Source organism: Pseudomonas sp. LAMO17WK12:I5, assembly GCF_900215165.1.
Lineage (GTDB): Bacteria > Pseudomonadota > Gammaproteobacteria > Pseudomonadales > Pseudomonadaceae > Aquipseudomonas > Aquipseudomonas putida_A.
Map to the genome: position 1 here is coordinate 50,174 of NZ_OBDS01000016.1, position 17,578 is coordinate 67,751.

Consider the following 17,578-nt stretch of genomic DNA (forward strand, 5'->3'; position numbering starts at 1 on the left):
GCGCAAAAAGCGAGCAAGTCTACACCCCTCGACGGGGCAGAACAAAACTCAGCAGAAACAGTGCGGCCGCCGTCACAACGATCGACGGCCCCGCCGGGGTGTCCTTGAACCAGGACAACGCCAGCCCGCCACACACGGCGAGCATGCCCAGCAGGCTCGCGCCCACGGCCATCTGCTCCGGCGAGCGGGCGTGACGTTGTGCCGCAGCCGCCGGAATGATCAGCAGCGAAGTAATCAGCAACACACCGACGATTTTCATCGCCACCGCGATCACCACCGCAATCAACAGCATCAGCGCCATGCGCAGGCCCGCCACCGGCAGGCCTTCGACCTTGGCCAATTCCTCATGCACGGTGATCGCCAGCAGCGGCCGCCACAGCGTCACCAGCAACACCAGCACCGCCGCGCTGCCGCCGAGGATCCACGCCAGATCGGTCGGGCTGATCGCCAGCAGGTCGCCGAACAGATAGGCCATCAGGTCGATCCGCACTTCATGCATGAAGCTTAGTACCACCAGCCCGAGAGAGAGCGTGCTCGGTGCGAGAATTCCCAAAAGCGTGTCGGAGGCCAGCGGCTGACGCTGTTGCAAGGTCACCAGCAGCACCGCCAGCAGCAGGCAGCCGACGGTCACCGCGACCGTCGGGCTGACATCCAGCAGAAAGCCCAGGGCCACGCCGAGCAGCGCGGCGTGGGAAAGGGTGTCGCCGAAGTAGGCCATGCGCCGCCAGACCACGAACGAACCCAACGGCCCGGCGACCAGCGCCAGCGCCAGACCTGCAAGCAGGGCATACAACAGAAAATCAGCCATGCTTGCAGTGGTCTCCGTGAACGTGGGTGTGGCCCGCACCGGGCGCCTTGACCACCGAACCGTGCAGGTCGTGGGCGTGGTCGTGATGGTGGTGATAGATCGCCAGGCTCGGCGCATTCTTGCCGAACAGCTCGACAAACGCCGGATCGCCGCTGACCTGCTCGGGATGCCCGGAGCAGCAGACGTGGCGATTCAGGCACACCACCTGATCGGTGGTGCTCATCACCAGATGCAGATCGTGGGACACCATCAGCACGCCGCAGCCGTGACGGTCACGCAGGCGGGTGATCAGGCTGTACAGCTCGGCCTGCCCGGCGACATCGACGCCCTGCACCGGCTCATCCAGCACCAGCAGCTCAGGCTCGCGCAAAAGCGCCCGAGCCAGCAGCACGCGCTGCATTTCACCACCGGAAACACTTTGCACCGGGCTGTCGATGACATGTTCGGCGCCGACTTCCTTGAGCGCCGCCAATGCACGCGGACGGTCTACGCCGGGCACCAGGCGCAGGAAGCGCAGTACCGACAGCGGCAAGGTCGGATCGACGTGCAGCTTTTGCGGCATGTAGCCGACGCGCAGTTTTGGCTTGCGCCAGACGCTGCCGCTGTCAGGCTTCAGCAGGCCAAGCACGGCGCGCACCAGGGTGGTCTTGCCGGCGCCGTTGGGGCCGATCAGGGTGACGATCTGCCCCGGTTCGACGCTCAGCTCGATGTTGTCCAACACGGTCTGCCCGGCAAAAGTGACGGCGACCTGCTCAAGACGGATCAACGGGTTGCTCATCAAGCCCCCTGGCAACCGGAGCACAGGCCGACCACTTCGACGGTCTGCGCTTCGACGATGAACCCGACATCCCTGGCGCTGTGGATGATCGCGTCGCTGATGGCTTTCTGTTCCAGCTCGATCGCGGCGTGGCACTCGCGGCAGATCAGGAACTGGCCCTGATGCGCATGCTCGGGATGCACACAACCGACGAAAGCGTTGAGCGAGGAGATGCGGTGCACCAAGCCGTTTTCCAGAAGGAAATCCAGCGCACGGTACACGGTCGGCGGCGCGGCGCGGCGGCCGTCCTGCTCGCTGAGCACCGCCAGAATGTCGTAGGCGCCCAGTGGCTTGTGGCTCTGCCACACCAGTTCCAGCACCCGCCGGCGCAACGCAGTCAGGCGCAGGCCTTTCTGGGCGCACAAGGTATCGGCCTCGGTCAGTGCGCTGTGCACGCAATGAGAGTGGTCGTGGGGACGGCTGGCAATCGGTGTAATAGGCATGGGCGGCGACGCGTTTTGATAGAGACGTTATTATGTTACCCGTTCTCGCCTCCTTGAGTGGTCATCGTGTCCCGACTTTTTTCTGTTTTTGTGGCGTTTATCGCCAGTTTTCTGCTGATCGGTTCGGCTCAGGCCGAGGTCAGGGTTCTCACCAGCATCAAACCGCTGCAGTTGATTGCCGCCGCGGTGCAGGACGGCGTGGCCATCCCGGAAGTGCTGCTGCCGCCGGGCGCGTCGCCGCACAACTACGCGTTGCGCCCGTCCGACGTGCGCAAGGTGCAATCGGTGGACCTGCTGTACTGGATCGGCCCGGACATGGAAGGTTTCCTGCCGCGCGTGCTCAACGGTCGTACGCTGCCAAGCGTTGCCGTGCAGGATCTGCCCGGCATGAAACTGCGCCGCTTTGCCGAAGACAGCCATTCCCACGCCGAAGACGCCGACGAGCATGATCACGATCACCGCCCGGGCACGCTCGATGCGCATTTGTGGCTATCGCCGGTCAACGCGCGGGTTATTGCCGCCAAAATGGCGACTGATTTGAGCGCTGCCGACCCAGCCAACGCCGAACGCTATCAGAGCAATGCAAAAGCCTTCGACGAACGCCTCGATGCGCTGGATGCACGACTGAAAAACCGTCTGGCCGGCATTGAAGGCAAACCCTACTTCGTGTTCCACGAAGCCTTCGATTACTTCGAAGACGCTTACGGCCTGAAACACACTGGCGTGTTCAGCGTTGCCGCCGAAGTGCAGCCGGGTGCGCAGCATGTGGCGGCAATGCGCAAACGCCTGCAGGAAGTCGGCAAGACCTGTGTGTTCAGCGAACCGCCGCTGCGTCCACGTCTGGCGGAAACCCTGGTGGCGGGCCTGCCGGTGAAACTGGCGGAGCTGGATGCGTTGGGCGGCTATACACCGGCGACAGCTCAGGGGTATGAGCAGGTGCTGGAGAAGCTGGGCAACGATTTGGCCGGGTGCCTGGAATCTCTGTAATCCCCGGCATAGGTGTTGCCCCCATTCGCGAGCAGGCTCGCTCCCACAGGATCGCCGAGACCCTGTGGGAGCGAGCCTGCTCGCGAAGCTTTTAAAGGGCGAAAGGCAGCGGTGTATGCACCTGCTGCCGCTGCGCCAAGCGCTGCTCGAACTCCCGCGGATCGTGAATCAGCACGTCCTGCCCGGCAAACTGCTCGGCGGCGATCAACCGCGACAGCCAGAACCGCACACACGCCACACGCAGCAGGGTCGGCCATAGCTCCGCTTCAGCGGCAGTGAACGGACGCAGCGCCGCATAGGCGCCGAGGAATGCGCGGGCACGCGGCCCGTCAATCAAGCCATCCTCATCCGAACACCAGTCGTTCAAAGCAATCGCCACGTCATAGAGCATCGGTCCCGAGCAGGCGTTGTAGAAGTCAATCAACCCGGTCAGGTGCGTGCCTTCGAACATCGCGTTATCACGGAACAGGTCGGCATGAATGTTGGCTCGTGGCAGCGCGAGAATTCTTTCTTTCTGCACAGTGATTTCATCCAGCGCCTTGCGCAGCAGCACACGCGGCTCGTCCGCCAGATGCGAAAGAAACTCCGTGCCCTCCTCCAGCATCCAGTCCAGGCCGCGATCGGTCTTGCGCTTGATCATGCGCTCGCCCTGGGTCGCCAGGTGCAGATGCGCCTGCAACTCACCGACCTGCGCGCAATGCTGGGCGTTGGCGACTTTGATGTGCTTGCCGGACAACCGCGGCTGGAGCAATGCCGGTTTACCCTTCAGTTCACGCAGGGCCACGCCGTCAGTGGTACGCAGCGCGTAGGGCACCGGCAGATCGGCCTCGTGCAGCACGTCGAGCAGGTCGATGAAGAACGGCATTTCCTGCACCGGGCCGCGTTCGACCAGGGTCAGGACGAATTCGCCCTGCTCCAGGCTGATGAAGAAATTGGTGTTTTCGCTGCCGGCGGCGATCCCCTGGAAATCAAGCAGACGGCCGAGCCCATAAGGGGCGAGAAAGGTTTCCAGCTCGGGCCGAGCCAGGGGGGTGAACACAGACATGGTTAAAAACTGCTCAGTTCGGGCGCCGCGATCAAGCGGCGCCGATTAAAAGTCGGGAATCTTACTTCCAGGTAAAGATTTCCCACGACGGAATCAGCATATCCGGCTGGTCGGAACGGATGTAGTTCGCGTCCGAACCATCGGCGCGCACCAGGAAATACGGTTTGCCGCCCTTCGGCGTGACCTTGATCGCATACACAAAGCCACTGCGGCTGTATTCCTGAATGACCTTGTCGCCTTCGGTGTGCGTGTTAATGGTAACTTCCGGCTCCTTTGACGGCGCATCATCCGCCGCCATCGCGGCCAATGGTGAGGCCGCAATCAAACCGACCAGCAGCAAGCGATTTAACGTACGCATGATAACCTTGTCCCTTTGTCGTCAACGGTCCCGCTATTCTAGCGCCGGGCCCGCCGAAAAGGTTGATTCTGCTCATGAGCCAAGCCCCCCTCGTCCTGGTGGACGGTTCGTCTTACCTGTACCGCGCTTTCCATGCACTGCCACCGCTGACCACCTCCAAAGGCCTGCCGACCGGCGCGGTCAAAGGTGTGCTGAACATGCTCAAGAGTCTGCGCAAGCAGTACCCGGACAGCCCGTTCGCCGTGGTCTTCGACGCCAAGGGCGGGACATTTCGCGATGAGATGTACGCCGAATACAAGGCCAACCGCCCAAGCATGCCCGACGACATGCGCGTGCAGATCGAGCCGCTGCACCAGAGCGTGATCGCCCTCGGCTTCCCGCTGCTGTGCGTGGAAGGCGTCGAGGCGGACGACGTGATCGGCACCCTCGCCCGCAGCAGCGCGGCGGCGGATCGCCCGGTGATCATCTCCACCGGCGACAAGGACATGGCGCAACTGGTCGACGGCCACATTACCTTGGTCAACACCATGTCCGGTAGCTCGATGGACGTGGAGGGCGTGAAGGAGAAATTCGGCGTCGCACCCGAGCAGATCATCGATTATCTGGCGCTGATGGGCGATTCTTCCGACAACATTCCGGGGGTTCCCGGCATCGGTCCAAAGACCGCTTCCGGCCTGCTGGTCGGCGTCAACGGCGGCCTGACCGAGCTGTACGCGAATCTCGACATCGTCCCGACCCTGCCAATTCGTGGGGCCAAGACCCTGCCGGCCAAGCTTGAAGAGCACAAGGAGATGGCTTTCCTCTCCTATCAACTGGCGACCATCAAGGTCGACGTGCCGCTGGACATCGGCCTCGATGACCTGCAGATGGGCGCGGAAGACCCGGCCAAGCTCTACGAGCTGTACACCCTGCTGGAATTCAAGAGCTGGCTGAATGATCTGGATCGTGACGCCAAGCGCCAGGAACTGAGCGCGGCCGCCGAACCTGCGCCGGCTGGCGATCTGTTCAGCGCCCCCGCAGAAGAAGCCCCTGCCGCTCCAACCGAAGCAGCGTATGAAACCATCCTTGATCAGGCGCGTTTCGATGTCTGGCTGGAGAAACTGAACAACGCCAAGCTGTTCGCTTTCGACACCGAAACCACCGGCATCGACGCGCAACAGGCGCAACTGGTCGGCCTTTCGTTCGCGGTGCAAGCCAACGAAGCCGCGTACATTCCGCTGACCCACTCCTACATCGGCGTGCCCGAGCAGCTGGATCGCGACACCGTGCTGCGCGCGCTGAAGCCGATTCTGGAAGACCCGAACAAACTCAAGGTCGGCCAGCACGCCAAGTTCGACATGAACATTCTGGCCAACTGCGCCATCGGCGGTGATCAGAACGAAGGCATCACCGTGCGCGGCATCGCTTTCGACACCATGCTTGAGTCCTACGTGCTCAATTCCACCGCCACCCGCCACGACATGGACAGCCTCGCGCAGAAGTACCTGGATCACACCACCGTGAGCTTCCAGGACATCGCCGGCAAAGGCGCCAAGCAGCTGACCTTCGACCAGATCGCCCTTGAGCAGGCTGGCCCGTACGCCGCCGAAGACGCAGACATTACCCTGCGCCTGCACCAGACCCTGTTTGAAAAACTCAGCGCGATCCCGAGCCTGGCCAGCGTGCTGACCGACATCGAAATCCCGCTGGTGCCGGTGCTGGCGCGCATCGAGCGTCAGGGCGCGTTCGTCGATGCCGAACTGCTCGGCATCCAGAGCATTGAGCTGGGCAACAAGATGGTCGCGCTGGAGCGAGAAGCCTTCGAAATTGCCGGTGAAGAATTCAACCTCGGCTCGCCAAAGCAGCTGGGCGTGATCCTCTACGAAAAGCTCGGACTGCCGGTGCTGAAGAAAACCGCCAAGGGCCAGCCATCCACCGCCGAAGAAGTGCTGGCGAAACTGGCCGAGGACGATCACCGCTTGCCAAAAGTGCTGATGGAACACCGTTCCATGAGCAAGCTGAAAAGCACCTACACCGATCGCCTGCCGGAGCAGATCAACCCGCGCACCGGGCGTATCCACACCTCGTACCACCAGGCCGTAGCATCGACCGGGCGCTTGTCTTCCAGCGATCCGAACCTGCAGAACATTCCGGTTCGTACCGCTGAAGGCCGCCGCATCCGTCAGGCGTTCGTCGCGCCCAAAGGCTACAAACTGCTGGCGGCGGACTATTCGCAGATCGAACTGCGGATCATGGCCCACTTGTCCAAGGACGAAGGCTTGATGAACGCCTTCCGCAACAATCTGGACGTGCACACCGCGACCGCCGCTGAAGTATTCAAGGTCGAGCTGAGCGACGTGACGTCCGACCAGCGCCGTGGCGCCAAGGCGATCAACTTCGGCCTGATCTACGGCATGGGCGCGCAGAAACTCGGCAAGGACATCGGCGTCGACACCAAGACCGCCAAGGCCTACATCGACACCTACTTCGCCCGTTATCCGGGTGTGCGCGAATACATGGAGCGCACCCGCAAGCAGGCCGCCGACCAAGGCTACGTAGAGACCTTCTTCGGTCGTCGCCTATATCTGCCGGAAATCAACTCGAACAAGCCGCAGGAACGCGCTGCCGCCGAACGCACGGCGATCAACGCGCCGATGCAAGGCACCGCCGCCGACATCATCAAGAAAGCCATGGTGGCGGTGGATAACTGGCTGGCCTCGTCCGGGCTGGACGCTAAAGTCATCCTGCAGGTGCACGACGAACTGGTACTGGAGGTTCGCGAGGATCTGGTCGATCAGGTGAGTCAGGAAATCCGCCTGCACATGAGCGAAGCGGCGAAACTGGACGTGCCGTTGCTGGTGGAAGTTGGCGTCGGCAACAACTGGGATGAGGCGCACTGAGGCGTCTAGGCCGGGCGTTTGCCGCGACACCCTGTCGCGGCAAACGCCCGAAACGCGCTTATTTCGAATCGCGCTTGCGGTTATTCCAAAGCTTTTGAAAAAAAATCTGAACTAATCTGACAACTCACTACTCAGAGATACTGAATGGCTGGTGAAGCCCTTCGATGCTCCTATGTTGTGTTAAGTGTTGGCAGATATCTGAACCCCGCCCTAGCGGTTCGGAACTTGAACCCCGGAACTTCTCCCTCCCCATATGAAGTCCGGGGCTTTTTTTGCCTGCGATTTACTCAGCAGGCAATTCGGCACCTTTATCGGCCAGTTCCATCCAGCCTGCCAACACAGTGTAGGCCTCTTCCAGGCCCATGCGTTTTGGCGCCGAGAACAGCTGGATTGTCACCAGATCGCCCCAGCCCTTGCGGATTTCCGCCTGCACCTTCAGCAGCGTGTTCTTGGCAGCGCCGTAGGTCAGTTTGTCGGCCTTGGTCAGCAGAATATGCATCGGCATGCCGGCCGCAACGGCCCAGTCGAGCATCAGCAGGTCGAAGTCGGTCATTGGATGACGGATGTCCATCATCAGAATCAAACCCTTCAAACTCTCCCGGCCACCGAGGTACGCCTCGAGGTGACGCTGCCAGTGTTGCTTGAGCGGGATCGGTACTTTTGCATAACCGTAGCCCGGCAGGTCGACCAGACGCCGTTCATCGTCTAGCTTGAAGAAGTTCAACAGCTGTGTGCGACCCGGGGTTTTCGAGGTGCGCGCCAGACTGGCGTGAGTCAGGGTGTTCAGTGCGCTGGATTTACCGGCGTTGGAACGACCGGCGAACGCCACTTCGAAGCCTTCGTCGTCAGGGCATTGATCGACTTTGGCGGCACTGAGCATGAACGTGGACTGTTGGCACAGGCCGAGGATGGGATTCTTGAGTTGCATGGGATTTCCGATGTGGGCGGCGCCGGGATTGGGCGCGGAACGCGGTGTCGCTTCCGTTTCAGTGACGCCAGTATATAATGCCGCAGATTTTGTGTGTGCTTTGTCCCAGCGAAGGATGAAGTTCATGAGAGCCAAAGACCTTGATTGCGCATCAGAACGCAGAACGCTCTCAACCCTGAAAAGGTCGTTTTATGACGAAATGGCTGCTGGCTGCCGGAGTCCTGATACCGCTTTGCGGCGCACAGGCTACACAGGAACCGGAAGCCGTGTACAACCGTGTTTGTGGTGCCTGTCATTCCGGCCAACTACCCATGGCGCCCGCAAGAGGCGATCAGGCAGCTTGGACGCCGAGGTTGGCGAAAGGTATGGGGACGCTGGTGCAACACGTGACCCAGGGTTTCAAGGCGATGCCGCCGCGTGGTTTGTGCATGGACTGCAGTGCCGAGGATTACCAGGCCATCATCCTTTGGATGAGCGAGAGTAAACCCGGTCCATAACTCTTAACCCTTAGCCGTAGTTGGATTAGCTGATGAACAAATTGATCGTGAGTCTGCTGTTGACCGTGGGAATTTCAGGCTTCGCCCATGCTGCCGGTGATGCCGCCGCCGGCCAGGCGAAAGCTGCCGTCTGCGGAGCCTGCCATGGCCCTGACGGGAACAGCATGGCGCCAAACTTCCCGAAACTGGCCGGTCAGGGTGAACGCTACCTGACCAAGCAACTGCACGACATCAAGTCGGGCAAGCGCACCGTTCTGGAAATGACCGGCCTGCTGACCAACCTGAGCGACCAGGATCTGGCTGACATCGCAGCCTACTTCGCCAGCCAGAAAGGCAGCGTCGGCGCAGCCGATCCGAAGATCGTCGCTCGCGGTGAAGCTTTGTTCCGCGGCGGTAATCTGGCCAAGGGGCTGCCAGCCTGCACCGGTTGCCACTCGCCGAATGGCGCCGGCAACGCCGCCGCTGGCTTCCCGCATCTGGGTGGTCAACACGCTCAATACATCGCCAAGCAACTGACCGATTTCCGTAAGGAAGAAGGCGGCCGCAACAACGACGGCGACACCATGACGATGCAGACCATCGCCAAGCGCTTGAGCGACGAAGACATTGCCGCAGTCTCCAGCTACATCCAGGGCCTGCACTAACCGCCCTGAATCGAGCGTTAACGCTGATGGACATCTCCTGCAACGTTAACGCTCGATTAATCCGTCGCAGCAAGTATAAAAAGGGTGGCTTTGGCCGCCCTTTTTTGTGGCCGCTGCCGTTACACTACAGAACTCATGCCCGCCAGGATCTGTCTGAAAACAGGTCGCGCGAGGCGACCAAAATTGTCCAGGAGTAAAGCATGCGTAATCTGATCATCAGCGCCGCCCTCGTCGCTGCCAGCCTGTTCGGCGTGACCGCCCAGGCCGCTGAAGCCCCTGCCGCACCCTATGTCGAACTGGCCAACCCGGTGCCAGTGGCAGAGCCTGGCAAGATCGAAGTCGTGGAGCTGTTCTGGTACGGCTGCCCGCATTGCTACGCGTTCGAGCCGGTGATCAATCCCTGGGTTGAAAAACTGCCGTCCGACGTCAACTTCGTACGCATTCCTGCCATGTTCGGCGGCCCGTGGGACGCTCACGGCCAAATGTTCCTGACCCTGGAAGCAATGGGCGTCGAGCACAAGGTTCACGCTGCGGTTTTCGAAGCAATTCAGAAACAACACAAGAAGCTGACCGACAAGAACGACATGGCTGACTTCCTCGCCACACAAGGCGTGGACAAGGACAAGTTCCTCGCCACCTTTGACTCGTTCGCGATCAAAGGTCAGATCGTCAAAGCGCGTGAGCTGGCCAAGAAGTATGAAATCACTGGCGTGCCAACCATGATCGTCAACGGCAAGTACCGCTTCGACATCGGCTCTGCCGGTGGTGCCGAGCAAGCCCTGAAACTGGCTGATCAACTGGTCGCCAAAGAGCGAGCGGCCAACAAGGCAGCCGCCAACTAAGCGCGGTAACCGCCATGCGCCGCTGGGGCACCGAACGCAGCGTTGGCCTGCATGATCCGCAGGTCAACGAGCATCACCTGGAGTCCACGGGCCTGCCCGCAGACCATCGTCTGCGCTTGCTCAGTTTCAATATCCAGGTCGGCATCAGCACCGAGCGCTATCGGCATTACCTGACCCGTAGCTGGCAGCATCTGCTGCCGCACACCGGGCGCTCAGGCAATCTGCAGAAGATCGGTGACCTGCTTGGCGACTTCGATCTGGTCGCCCTGCAGGAAGCCGATGGCGGCAGTCTGCGCTCAGGCTACGTCAATCAAGTCGAACACCTGGCCCACCTCGGCGCCTTCCCCTACTGGTATCAACAACTCAATCGCAACCTCGGCCGACTGGCCCAGCACAGCAACGGCGTGCTCAGTCGCCTGAAACCGTGGGCGATCGAAGATCATCCGCTGCCCGGCCCGAAAGGTCGCGGCGCGATCCTGCTGCGCTTCGGTGAAGGTCCGGAGGCGCTGGTGGTGGTGATGATGCATCTGGCGCTCGGCGCACGGGTGCGCAGCCTGCAACTGGCCTATATTCGTGACCTGATCAGTGGCTACAAGCACCAGATATTGATGGGCGACATGAACACCCATGCCAGTGATCTGCTACAACAGTCACCGTTACGCGATCTCGGCCTGCTGGCCCCGCAGATGCAAGCCACCTTTCCCAGCTGGCGGCCACAGCGATGCCTTGATCATATTTTGCTCAGCCCGACCCTGACCCTGGAAAAGGTCGAAGTGCTGGCCCAACCCATTTCCGATCACCTGCCGGTCGCGGTAGAGATTCGTCTGCCGGGTTCGCTCACGGCCGATGCATTGCCCGCGTTGAGTCCTGCCCCTCGCGGAACCCCTGAATGAGCGACGACGCCCAGCGCTGGAAAGAGAAGTACCTCAAAAGCATCGAACAACAGGACAAGCTCGAACGTCGCTGGGCCGCCCGGCTCGACTTGCTGCGCCGCGGTCTGGTGCGCAGCACGCTGGCCGCTGAAGGCACCGACAAGGTCGTTGATCAGTGCATGAAAGAGATGCGCGACGTGGTGCGCACCGACGACATGGACGCCGGCCTCGCCGCCCTGCTGCCGCGCCTGGAAAAAGCCGTGCTCGATTCCGAGCAACGTCGCGAAACCCGAATCGATCAGGTCAGCACCGCGCTTACCGCGCTGGTCACCCAGCTACAAGCGCTGCCGCTGCCCCGGGAAGTCGCCCAGCCGCTGAAGAAATTCGCCAAGCAACTCGACAGCCGGGTCGGTCAGGCGCGGGAAATGCCGCTGCTGCTGAGCGAACTCAGTGGTTTGCAGGGCAAGGCGTTGAGCCAGCTGGAAACGCCGCCCGAGCCCGACCGCCCGGGCTTTTTGCAGCGCCTGTTTGGCAGCCGTGACAGTGAAGGGGTGCCAGAGTCTTCGGATCAGCCTCAGGCGCCGACGCCGACGCCGACGCCGGCCAATGCTGAACCTGCATCTGAGCCGGTACCCGCGCCAACCGCAGCGGTCGAGCCGATTCCGGCAGCACCCGTCACCGTAGCGGCCATCGCGCAACCACCAGAGGCCGAGCTTAAGCAAACGCCAGCAGTGCAGCCCGAGTCCGAATCACCTGTGTTCGCGTTCGTGCCTCCGGTCATTGCTGCCGAGCCGATCAGCGAACCCGTTGCTGCACCTGCACTACCAGCGGCCGAACCTGAAGCCGAACGGCCGACTACCCCGATCACGGCGCCAGCACCTGCTGCCGCGTTCAACCCCGACGAGTTGATCCACCCGGGCGACATCCCGGCACCGTTGCTCCTCGATAGTCTGCCCCTGCCCGAACCGATTGCCCAGGCTTTGGCCGCCATCGATCCTGAGCAACCCGAGCAGGACATTCTGTACGCCCTGCCCGACTCGCCGGAGCCGTCTTACAGCTCGGTGGCCAAACACATCGAAGACACGCTGATCGGCCTGCTCGACGACCTGACCTTGCCCGAGCGCCATCGCCCGCAGGCTGAGGCGATGCGCGACCGGTTGAAAAATGGCCTGAACTGGTACGAACTGCTGCCGATTCTCGACGATCTGGCGACCTTGATGCTGGCGATCACCGACAGCGGCCAGCACGAATTCGAAGCCTATCTGCAGCAACTCAACGAGCGCCTCGAAGCGTTCCAGAGCAACCTGCAGGCCGCCAGCGAAGGCCACGCCGACAACAGCTCGGCGGCGCGGGCGATGGACACGCAGATCCGCGAGCAGGTCGATGGTTTGCAGACCAGCATGCAGGAAGCGGCCGATCTGGATGACCTCAAGCAAGTGCTGGAGAACCATCTGGAAGGCCTGCTCGGCACCATGGATCAACACCAGAAACAACGCGATGCCCGCGAGCAGGAAGTGGCGGCACGCCTCAAGGGTCTGGCCGAGCGTGTGGCGCACATGGAGCAGGAAGCCCTGGGCTTTCGCGAACACCTGGAAGAACAGCGGCAGAAAGCCCTGATCGATCCGCTGACCGGCCTGCCCAACCGCGCCGCCTGGAGCGAACGCCTGGAACACGAGATCAAACAGTGGCAGCAACACGGCAACACCTTGAGCCTGGCGATGCTCGACCTCGATCATTTCAAGCGCATCAACGACAACTACGGCCATCTGGCCGGCGACAAGGTGCTGAAGATCATCGCCACAGTGCTGCGCAAACGCCTGCGCGCTGCGGATTTCATTGCCCGCTTTGGTGGCGAGGAGTTCGTGCTGCTGTTGCCGGCCACCACGCCAGCGGTGGGCGCCAAGCTGCTGGAAAGCCTGCGCGCGGCAATCGAAGCCTGCCCGTTTCACTTCAAGGGCGAACGGGTGACGATCACCATTTCCATGGGCCTGGCGTCGTTCAAAACGGGAGAACACAGCGATCTGGTGCTCAAAAGAGCCGATCAGGCGTTGTACCGCGCAAAAAACGGCGGGCGCAACCGGGTCGAGCTGGGCTGAGCAATTGTTCCATTTTGTTTAATTCAGTCCGCCGGCCGTCGAGATCCGAGGCAGTACGTTACACTGTTGCATTACTGTCTTGCGTGTACTGCCTTCTGCCATGAAATTTTTTGCCCTCCTCGCGTCGCTGCTCGTTCTGGCCGGTTGTGCCAGCGGCCCGCGTTACGACACCAGCCATCCTTCGGCCAATCACGACAGCCGCGTGCAGTTCGTGATCGTGCATTACACCTCGGCGTCGCTCGCGCGTTCGCTGCAACTGCTGACCCACGGCGAAGTCAGCAGCCACTACCTGATCGGCGATGACAAGGGCGCCACCATTTACAAACTGATGGATGAAAACCAGCGTGCCTGGCACGCCGGGGAAAGCCAGTGGCAGGGCCGCACCTGGCTCAATTCCAGCTCGATCGGTATCGAGATCGTCAATCCGGGCTTCAAGGACACGCCGACCGGGCGCCTGTGGTTCCCTTATAGCGAAGCGCAGATTCAGTCCCTGATCGTCCTGCTCAAGGACATCAGCCAGCGCCAGGGCATCAGCCCGCGCCATATCATCGGTCACAGCGACATCGCGCCCCTGCGCAAACTCGACCCCGGCCCACTGTTCCCATGGAAACGTCTGGCCGCCGAAGGCCTGGGCGTATGGCCTAATGAACAAGCGGTGGCGCGGCAGCAGGTGCTGTTCAACGCCGAATTGCCGAGCATCAGTTGGTTCCAGGAACAACTGGCGCGCGTCGGTTACGACACCCCGCAAACCGGCGAGCTGGATGTAGCGACGCGCCATGTGCTCGCAGCGTTCCAGATGCATTTCCGCCCTTCCCGTTTCGACGGTATGCCGGACGCGCAAACAGCCGCGTTGTTGCTGGTACTCAATCAGACAAAATAATGACGCCCGCCCGACGGTCAGGGCGAAATCGCAATCAGCAGCTATAACTCATTGGTAATTCTTCGGATATTCCATGATGGTTGCTACCCGAGCGACGCTGCGTAGCTGGTTTTATCGCCCGTGGTTTTTGGCGATGATCGCGGCTGTCCTCAGTGCAAGCCTGCTGATCGCCGGCGGAATGTTCGTCGCCATGCGCCAGATCGAGCAGAACGAAAGCCAGGAGATGAACGCCCAGGGCGAGCGTTTTCTGGCCCGCCTTGAGCAGCTGTTCGGGCAATTGCGCGAAAGTCTCGACGACCTTCAGGCGCAGCCGTTGCGCAGTTGCGATGAGGAAATGATCGCCACCCTGCAACAGGTCACTTTCAACTATCGCTTCGTCTATGAAGCAGCCTACATGGACGGCTCGCGGATCTGCTCCAACCGCCCCCGGCAGGAGGGGCTGTCGGTCGTCCGCGCGCCGGACATCAAGGGCCCGACTTACAGCTACTGGCTCAACACCACCACCGAACCCGATGAAAACCGCGCGGCGCTGATGCTCGGGCGCGGCAACTTCCGTGTGGCGACATCGCGCGGGCATTTGACCGACATGGTCGACCTGCCAACGGACAGCAGCCTGCTGGTGGTACTCGATCATGGCAGGCGAGCGATTCCGGTGCTCGGCACCGCCCAGACCTGGCCACCGACCGAAGTATGGCCACCGAAGAGCCGCGAGGCCCTGCAAGTCACCCAGTCACGGCTGATCTACCGCATGCCAACCAACAATCCGGAATATCAGTTGGTGCTGATCACCCCGCGCACTGGCATGCACATCCCCACCGTCTGGTGGTGGATGGTGCCGGCCTGCCTGCTGCTGGGGGCGTTTGCCGGCTTCTTCGTGTTTCTGCTGGTGCGCCAGCGCCAGTCACTGGACGCCGAACTCCAGGGCGCGATACGACGGGGCGAGCTACAAGTGCTGTATCAACCGATATTCGACCTCGACAGCCGCAATTGCGTGGGCGCCGAAGCCCTGCTGCGCTGGCGCCGCCCGGACGGCACCCTGACCAGCCCCGACCTGTTCATTCCATTGGCAGAAAACACCGGGCAGATACGGCAGATGACCGATTTCGTCCTGCAGCGGCTGCTGGAACAATTGGGACCAGTGCTGCGCGCCAATCCGCAGCTGTACATCTCGGTCAACCTTGCGGCGTGCGACGTGATGGTGCCGCGCATCGGTCAAGTCATGGCCAGGCTGTTGACCCTGCACCGGGTTGCGGCGCGGCAGATCGCCTTCGAAGTCACTGAGCGCGGGCTGATCGATGTGGTGGTGGCGCGGGAGAACCTGCAAGCCTTGCGCGATGTCGGCCATCAAGTGTTGATCGACGATTTCGGTACCGGTTATTGCAGCCTCGCCTACCTGCAAACGTTGCCGGTGGACTGCCTGAAAATCGACAAGGCCTTCATCGACGCACTCGGTCATGACGCGGCCAGCAGTGGCGTTGCTCCGCACATCATTCACATGGCGCAGGCACTGGATCTGAAGGTGATTGCCGAGGGCATCGAGCACGAAGCGCAAGCCGTGTTTCTCAGCAGCGAGGGGGTCAAGTTCGGTCAGGGCTGGCTGTTCGCCCAGGCCTTGAGTGCGGTGCAGTTCATTGAACTGATCACCCGTGGACGGCGCCTTGCCGGACGCCGGCTGGATGACGAAGCCTAGACCGCCAGCGCCATGTAGAACTGCGTGCCCTGCCCCGGCCGCGAATAGACGCCCATGCGCCCGCCATGCAACTGCACAATTTCCTTGCACAAAGCTAAACCGAGCCCGGCGCCGCCCTTCTTGCGCCCGACCTGCACGAACGGTTCGAAAATCCGCCCTTGCTGCCCGTAGGCAATGCCTTCTCCGTTGTCTTCGACGCTGATAATCACCCGCTCGCCATGTCGGCGCGCTTGCAGGCGGATCTGCCCGTCGCGGGCAGTGTGGCGCAGAGCATTATCGATCAGGTTATCCAGTACCCGGTCCAGTTGCGCCTGATCGGCCTGCAGGCGCGGCAACGGCCCCTGCACTTCGACGTTCAAGGCAATGCCTTTGGCCGCCGCCGCATCCGCAAAGCGCGATTGCGCCTGCGCCAGCAAGTCTTCGATGGAGCACGGCGCCAGGGTGAGCTTCTGTAAACCGTTCTGATAACGCGAAAAGTTGAGCAAGTCATTGATCAACTGCATCAGGCGCTGCATCTCTTCATTGACCGTGTCGAGCAAGTCCGCCTCGCGTGACTCCGGGGGAAACTTCGCCCGCTCGCGAAACAGCCCGAACGCCATGTGCATGCCGGTGACCGGCGTGCGCAGCTCATGGGAGGCACGCAGCACAAACTCGCTGCGTACGCGCTCGAAGGCGCGCTGCTCGGTGACGTCATGCAGCACCATCACCGCGCCAAGAATATGCCCCTGGGTGTGGCTGACCGGCGTCAGGCTGTAAGTCAGCAGACGTGATTCGCCATCGACCTCGATGCTCAAATCTTCCGGAGCACGCTCAAGGGTGCCGCCGCGCAACACCAGTTGCAGTTGTGCGTCGAGTTCCGGGCGCTCCAGCGCTGTGCCCAAACCCTGACCGAGTCGATCACTGTCCCAGCCCAACTGGCGCTGGGCCACTGGATTGAGGTGCTCCAGATGCCCTTCGCGATCAATCATCAGCAAGCCGTCGTCGATGCTGTCGAGCACCGCTTGCAAGCGTTGCTGACCGGCCAGCAGCTCGTCGACGTTGGTCGCCTGATGCTCGCGCAGCGCCTCGGCCATCAGCCCGAAGCGCTTGGTCAGCTGGTTCATTTCCATCGCCGAGGAAATCGGCAGCGTCACCTCGAAATTGCCCTGGCCGATATTGTCCGCCGCTTGCGCCAGCGCCTCGATCGGTGCGCCGAAACGCCGGGCAATCGCATGCGCGGTGACAAAGCCGATGATCAGCACCGCCAGTCCCACCAACCCGAGCAGGCCGGAGACCAGCAGCGCCCTTTCCCGGGCGTCATGCTGCACCGCGTTGATGTTGTCCAGCGCGTGCTTGTGCTCGGCAATCAAACCGTTGCGCAAGATGTTGAAGCGTTCTCTGAGGTCGCTGTTGCCGCTGAGCACATTGCCCGGATTACGCGACAGCTCGAACGCCTGGAGAAAACTCAGATAGTCGGCCTTGGCCTGGGTAAACCCGTACTGGCGGCCATCGCCGTCGGCCTCCTGCGAAATGCCTTCATCAAGCAATTGCAGGTAATGCTGCTTTGACGCTTCGAACGCGGCGGGATCGGGTTTTTCGGCCAGCATCAGCACCAACTGGTCGCCGAGGGTCTGACGCAACTTGAGCCCCAGGTCGAGGGTCACGAAGTTGCTGCGGATCGTTGCTTCCTGAGTACCGGCCATCTGCATCACGCTGACCAGCCCGAGCAACAGCCCGAGCAAGGCGACCGTGATCAGCGCAGAAATGCTCAGGAACAAGCGAGTGCGCAACTTCATCGCCAGCTTCATCGTCG

The 17,578-nt window shown here is 61.6% G+C and carries 16 protein-coding genes; 9 read left to right on the forward strand and 7 right to left on the reverse strand.

Annotation, left to right across the window (positions count from 1 at the left end):
- Nucleotides 1–19: 19 nt before the first annotated feature.
- Genes znuB through CRO59_RS25600 form a run of 3 tightly spaced genes read right to left on the reverse strand, consistent with a single transcriptional unit; the run spans nucleotide 20 to nucleotide 2,068 of the window.
- On the reverse strand, nucleotides 20–808 hold the full coding sequence (znuB, locus tag CRO59_RS25590) for a zinc ABC transporter permease subunit ZnuB (protein WP_008081222.1): 789 nt from the start codon (nucleotides 806–808) through the stop codon (nucleotides 20–22).
- Complete coding sequence (gene znuC / locus CRO59_RS25595; protein ID WP_027610233.1) at nucleotides 801–1,586, reverse strand: zinc ABC transporter ATP-binding protein ZnuC; 786 nt, start codon at nucleotides 1,584–1,586, stop codon at nucleotides 801–803. The genes znuB and znuC overlap by 8 nt, the downstream gene beginning before the upstream one ends.
- Nucleotides 1,586–2,068 (reverse strand): Fur family transcriptional regulator, encoded by a 483-nt coding sequence (locus CRO59_RS25600; protein ID WP_097090199.1) that lies wholly within the window; start codon nucleotides 2,066–2,068, stop codon nucleotides 1,586–1,588. Before CRO59_RS25600 ends, znuC begins: the two co-directional genes overlap by 1 nt.
- A 66-nt stretch (nucleotides 2,069–2,134) precedes the next feature.
- On the opposite strand from CRO59_RS25600, the gene CRO59_RS25605 reads away from it, so the two are divergent.
- Entirely contained in the window at nucleotides 2,135–3,055 is a 921-nt protein-coding gene (locus tag CRO59_RS25605) for a zinc ABC transporter substrate-binding protein ZnuA (RefSeq protein WP_027610235.1), read from the forward strand.
- A gap of 91 nt (nucleotides 3,056–3,146) precedes the next feature.
- Here the strand turns inward: CRO59_RS25605 and CRO59_RS25610 are convergent, their stop codons facing one another.
- Nucleotides 3,147–4,100: a homoserine kinase gene (locus CRO59_RS25610; protein ID WP_097090200.1), complete on the reverse strand. Its 954-nt coding sequence runs from the start codon at nucleotides 4,098–4,100 to the stop codon at nucleotides 3,147–3,149.
- A 61-nt stretch (nucleotides 4,101–4,161) separates the two neighbouring features.
- Complete coding sequence (locus tag CRO59_RS25615; protein WP_047597035.1) at nucleotides 4,162–4,458, reverse strand: DUF2782 domain-containing protein; 297 nt, start codon at nucleotides 4,456–4,458, stop codon at nucleotides 4,162–4,164.
- Nucleotides 4,459–4,532: 74 nt separating this feature from the next.
- Between CRO59_RS25615 and polA the strand changes: the two genes are divergently transcribed.
- Entirely contained in the window at nucleotides 4,533–7,337 is a 2,805-nt protein-coding gene (polA, locus tag CRO59_RS25620) for a DNA polymerase I (RefSeq protein ID WP_097090201.1), read from the forward strand.
- A 283-nt stretch (nucleotides 7,338–7,620) separates the two neighbouring features.
- Here the strand turns inward: polA and yihA are convergent, their stop codons facing one another.
- Nucleotides 7,621–8,265: a ribosome biogenesis GTP-binding protein YihA/YsxC gene (gene yihA / locus CRO59_RS25625; protein ID WP_027610238.1), complete on the reverse strand. Its 645-nt coding sequence runs from the start codon at nucleotides 8,263–8,265 to the stop codon at nucleotides 7,621–7,623.
- Nucleotides 8,266–8,456: 191 nt separating this feature from the next.
- Between yihA and CRO59_RS25630 the strand changes: the two genes are divergently transcribed.
- The 7 genes from CRO59_RS25630 to CRO59_RS25660 all read left to right on the forward strand — a co-directional run bounded on the left by CRO59_RS25630 (nucleotide 8,457) and on the right by CRO59_RS25660 (nucleotide 15,786).
- On the forward strand, nucleotides 8,457–8,762 hold the full coding sequence (locus CRO59_RS25630) for a cytochrome c5 family protein (protein ID WP_096797607.1): 306 nt from the start codon (nucleotides 8,457–8,459) through the stop codon (nucleotides 8,760–8,762).
- A 32-nt stretch (nucleotides 8,763–8,794) separates the two neighbouring features.
- Nucleotides 8,795–9,406: a cytochrome c gene (locus CRO59_RS25635; protein WP_016986443.1), complete on the forward strand. Its 612-nt coding sequence runs from the start codon at nucleotides 8,795–8,797 to the stop codon at nucleotides 9,404–9,406.
- Between the two features lie 200 nt (nucleotides 9,407–9,606).
- Nucleotides 9,607–10,248 carry a thiol:disulfide interchange protein DsbA/DsbL gene (locus CRO59_RS25640; protein ID WP_027610241.1) on the forward strand — a complete coding sequence of 214 codons (642 nt, stop codon included), beginning with the start codon at nucleotides 9,607–9,609 and terminating at the stop codon, nucleotides 10,246–10,248.
- A 14-nt stretch (nucleotides 10,249–10,262) separates the two neighbouring features.
- Nucleotides 10,263–11,141 carry an endonuclease/exonuclease/phosphatase family protein gene (locus tag CRO59_RS25645; RefSeq protein WP_027610242.1) on the forward strand — a complete coding sequence of 293 codons (879 nt, stop codon included), beginning with the start codon at nucleotides 10,263–10,265 and terminating at the stop codon, nucleotides 11,139–11,141.
- On the forward strand, nucleotides 11,138–13,216 hold the full coding sequence (locus tag CRO59_RS25650) for a GGDEF domain-containing protein (RefSeq protein ID WP_097090202.1): 2,079 nt from the start codon (nucleotides 11,138–11,140) through the stop codon (nucleotides 13,214–13,216). Before CRO59_RS25645 ends, CRO59_RS25650 begins: the two co-directional genes overlap by 4 nt.
- A gap of 100 nt (nucleotides 13,217–13,316) precedes the next feature.
- The gene (locus CRO59_RS25655) at nucleotides 13,317–14,096 is read left to right on the forward strand and encodes an N-acetylmuramoyl-L-alanine amidase (RefSeq protein ID WP_097090203.1); all 780 of its coding nucleotides are present in this window, start codon (nucleotides 13,317–13,319) and stop codon (nucleotides 14,094–14,096) included.
- 76 nt (nucleotides 14,097–14,172) lie between these two features.
- Entirely contained in the window at nucleotides 14,173–15,786 is a 1,614-nt protein-coding gene (locus CRO59_RS25660; RefSeq protein ID WP_371917843.1) for an EAL domain-containing protein, read from the forward strand.
- On the opposite strand, the gene CRO59_RS25665 is transcribed toward CRO59_RS25660, so the two are convergent.
- Nucleotides 15,783–17,573 (reverse strand): KinB sensor domain-containing domain, encoded by a 1,791-nt coding sequence (locus CRO59_RS25665; RefSeq protein WP_027610246.1) that lies wholly within the window; start codon nucleotides 17,571–17,573, stop codon nucleotides 15,783–15,785. The genes CRO59_RS25660 and CRO59_RS25665 overlap by 4 nt on opposite strands.
- Nucleotides 17,574–17,578 lie beyond the last annotated feature (5 nt).

What these genes read in the sequence shown, in the direction of transcription:
- polA (WP_097090201.1), top strand. Translation starts at nt 4,533, where the DNA reads ATGAGCCAAGCCCCCCTCGTCCTGGTGGACGGTTCGTCTTACCTGTAC.
- CRO59_RS25645 (WP_027610242.1), top strand. Translation starts at nt 10,263, where the DNA reads ATGCGCCGCTGGGGCACCGAACGCAGCGTTGGCCTGCATGATCCGCAG.
- CRO59_RS25640 (WP_027610241.1), top strand. Translation starts at nt 9,607, where the DNA reads ATGCGTAATCTGATCATCAGCGCCGCCCTCGTCGCTGCCAGCCTGTTC.
- znuB (WP_008081222.1), bottom strand. Translation starts at nt 808, where the DNA reads ATGGCTGATTTTCTGTTGTATGCCCTGCTTGCAGGTCTGGCGCTGGCG.
- CRO59_RS25600 (WP_097090199.1), bottom strand. Translation starts at nt 2,068, where the DNA reads ATGCCTATTACACCGATTGCCAGCCGTCCCCACGACCACTCTCATTGC.
- CRO59_RS25655 (WP_097090203.1), top strand. Translation starts at nt 13,317, where the DNA reads ATGAAATTTTTTGCCCTCCTCGCGTCGCTGCTCGTTCTGGCCGGTTGT.
- yihA (WP_027610238.1), bottom strand. Translation starts at nt 8,265, where the DNA reads ATGCAACTCAAGAATCCCATCCTCGGCCTGTGCCAACAGTCCACGTTC.
- znuC (WP_027610233.1), bottom strand. Translation starts at nt 1,586, where the DNA reads ATGAGCAACCCGTTGATCCGTCTTGAGCAGGTCGCCGTCACTTTTGCC.
- CRO59_RS25665 (WP_027610246.1), bottom strand. Translation starts at nt 17,573, where the DNA reads ATGAAGCTGGCGATGAAGTTGCGCACTCGCTTGTTCCTGAGCATTTCT.
- CRO59_RS25610 (WP_097090200.1), bottom strand. Translation starts at nt 4,100, where the DNA reads ATGTCTGTGTTCACCCCCCTGGCTCGGCCCGAGCTGGAAACCTTTCTC.
- CRO59_RS25630 (WP_096797607.1), top strand. Translation starts at nt 8,457, where the DNA reads ATGACGAAATGGCTGCTGGCTGCCGGAGTCCTGATACCGCTTTGCGGC.
- CRO59_RS25660 (WP_371917843.1), top strand. Translation starts at nt 14,173, where the DNA reads ATGGTTGCTACCCGAGCGACGCTGCGTAGCTGGTTTTATCGCCCGTGG.
- CRO59_RS25615 (WP_047597035.1), bottom strand. Translation starts at nt 4,458, where the DNA reads ATGCGTACGTTAAATCGCTTGCTGCTGGTCGGTTTGATTGCGGCCTCA.
- CRO59_RS25635 (WP_016986443.1), top strand. Translation starts at nt 8,795, where the DNA reads ATGAACAAATTGATCGTGAGTCTGCTGTTGACCGTGGGAATTTCAGGC.
- CRO59_RS25650 (WP_097090202.1), top strand. Translation starts at nt 11,138, where the DNA reads ATGAGCGACGACGCCCAGCGCTGGAAAGAGAAGTACCTCAAAAGCATC.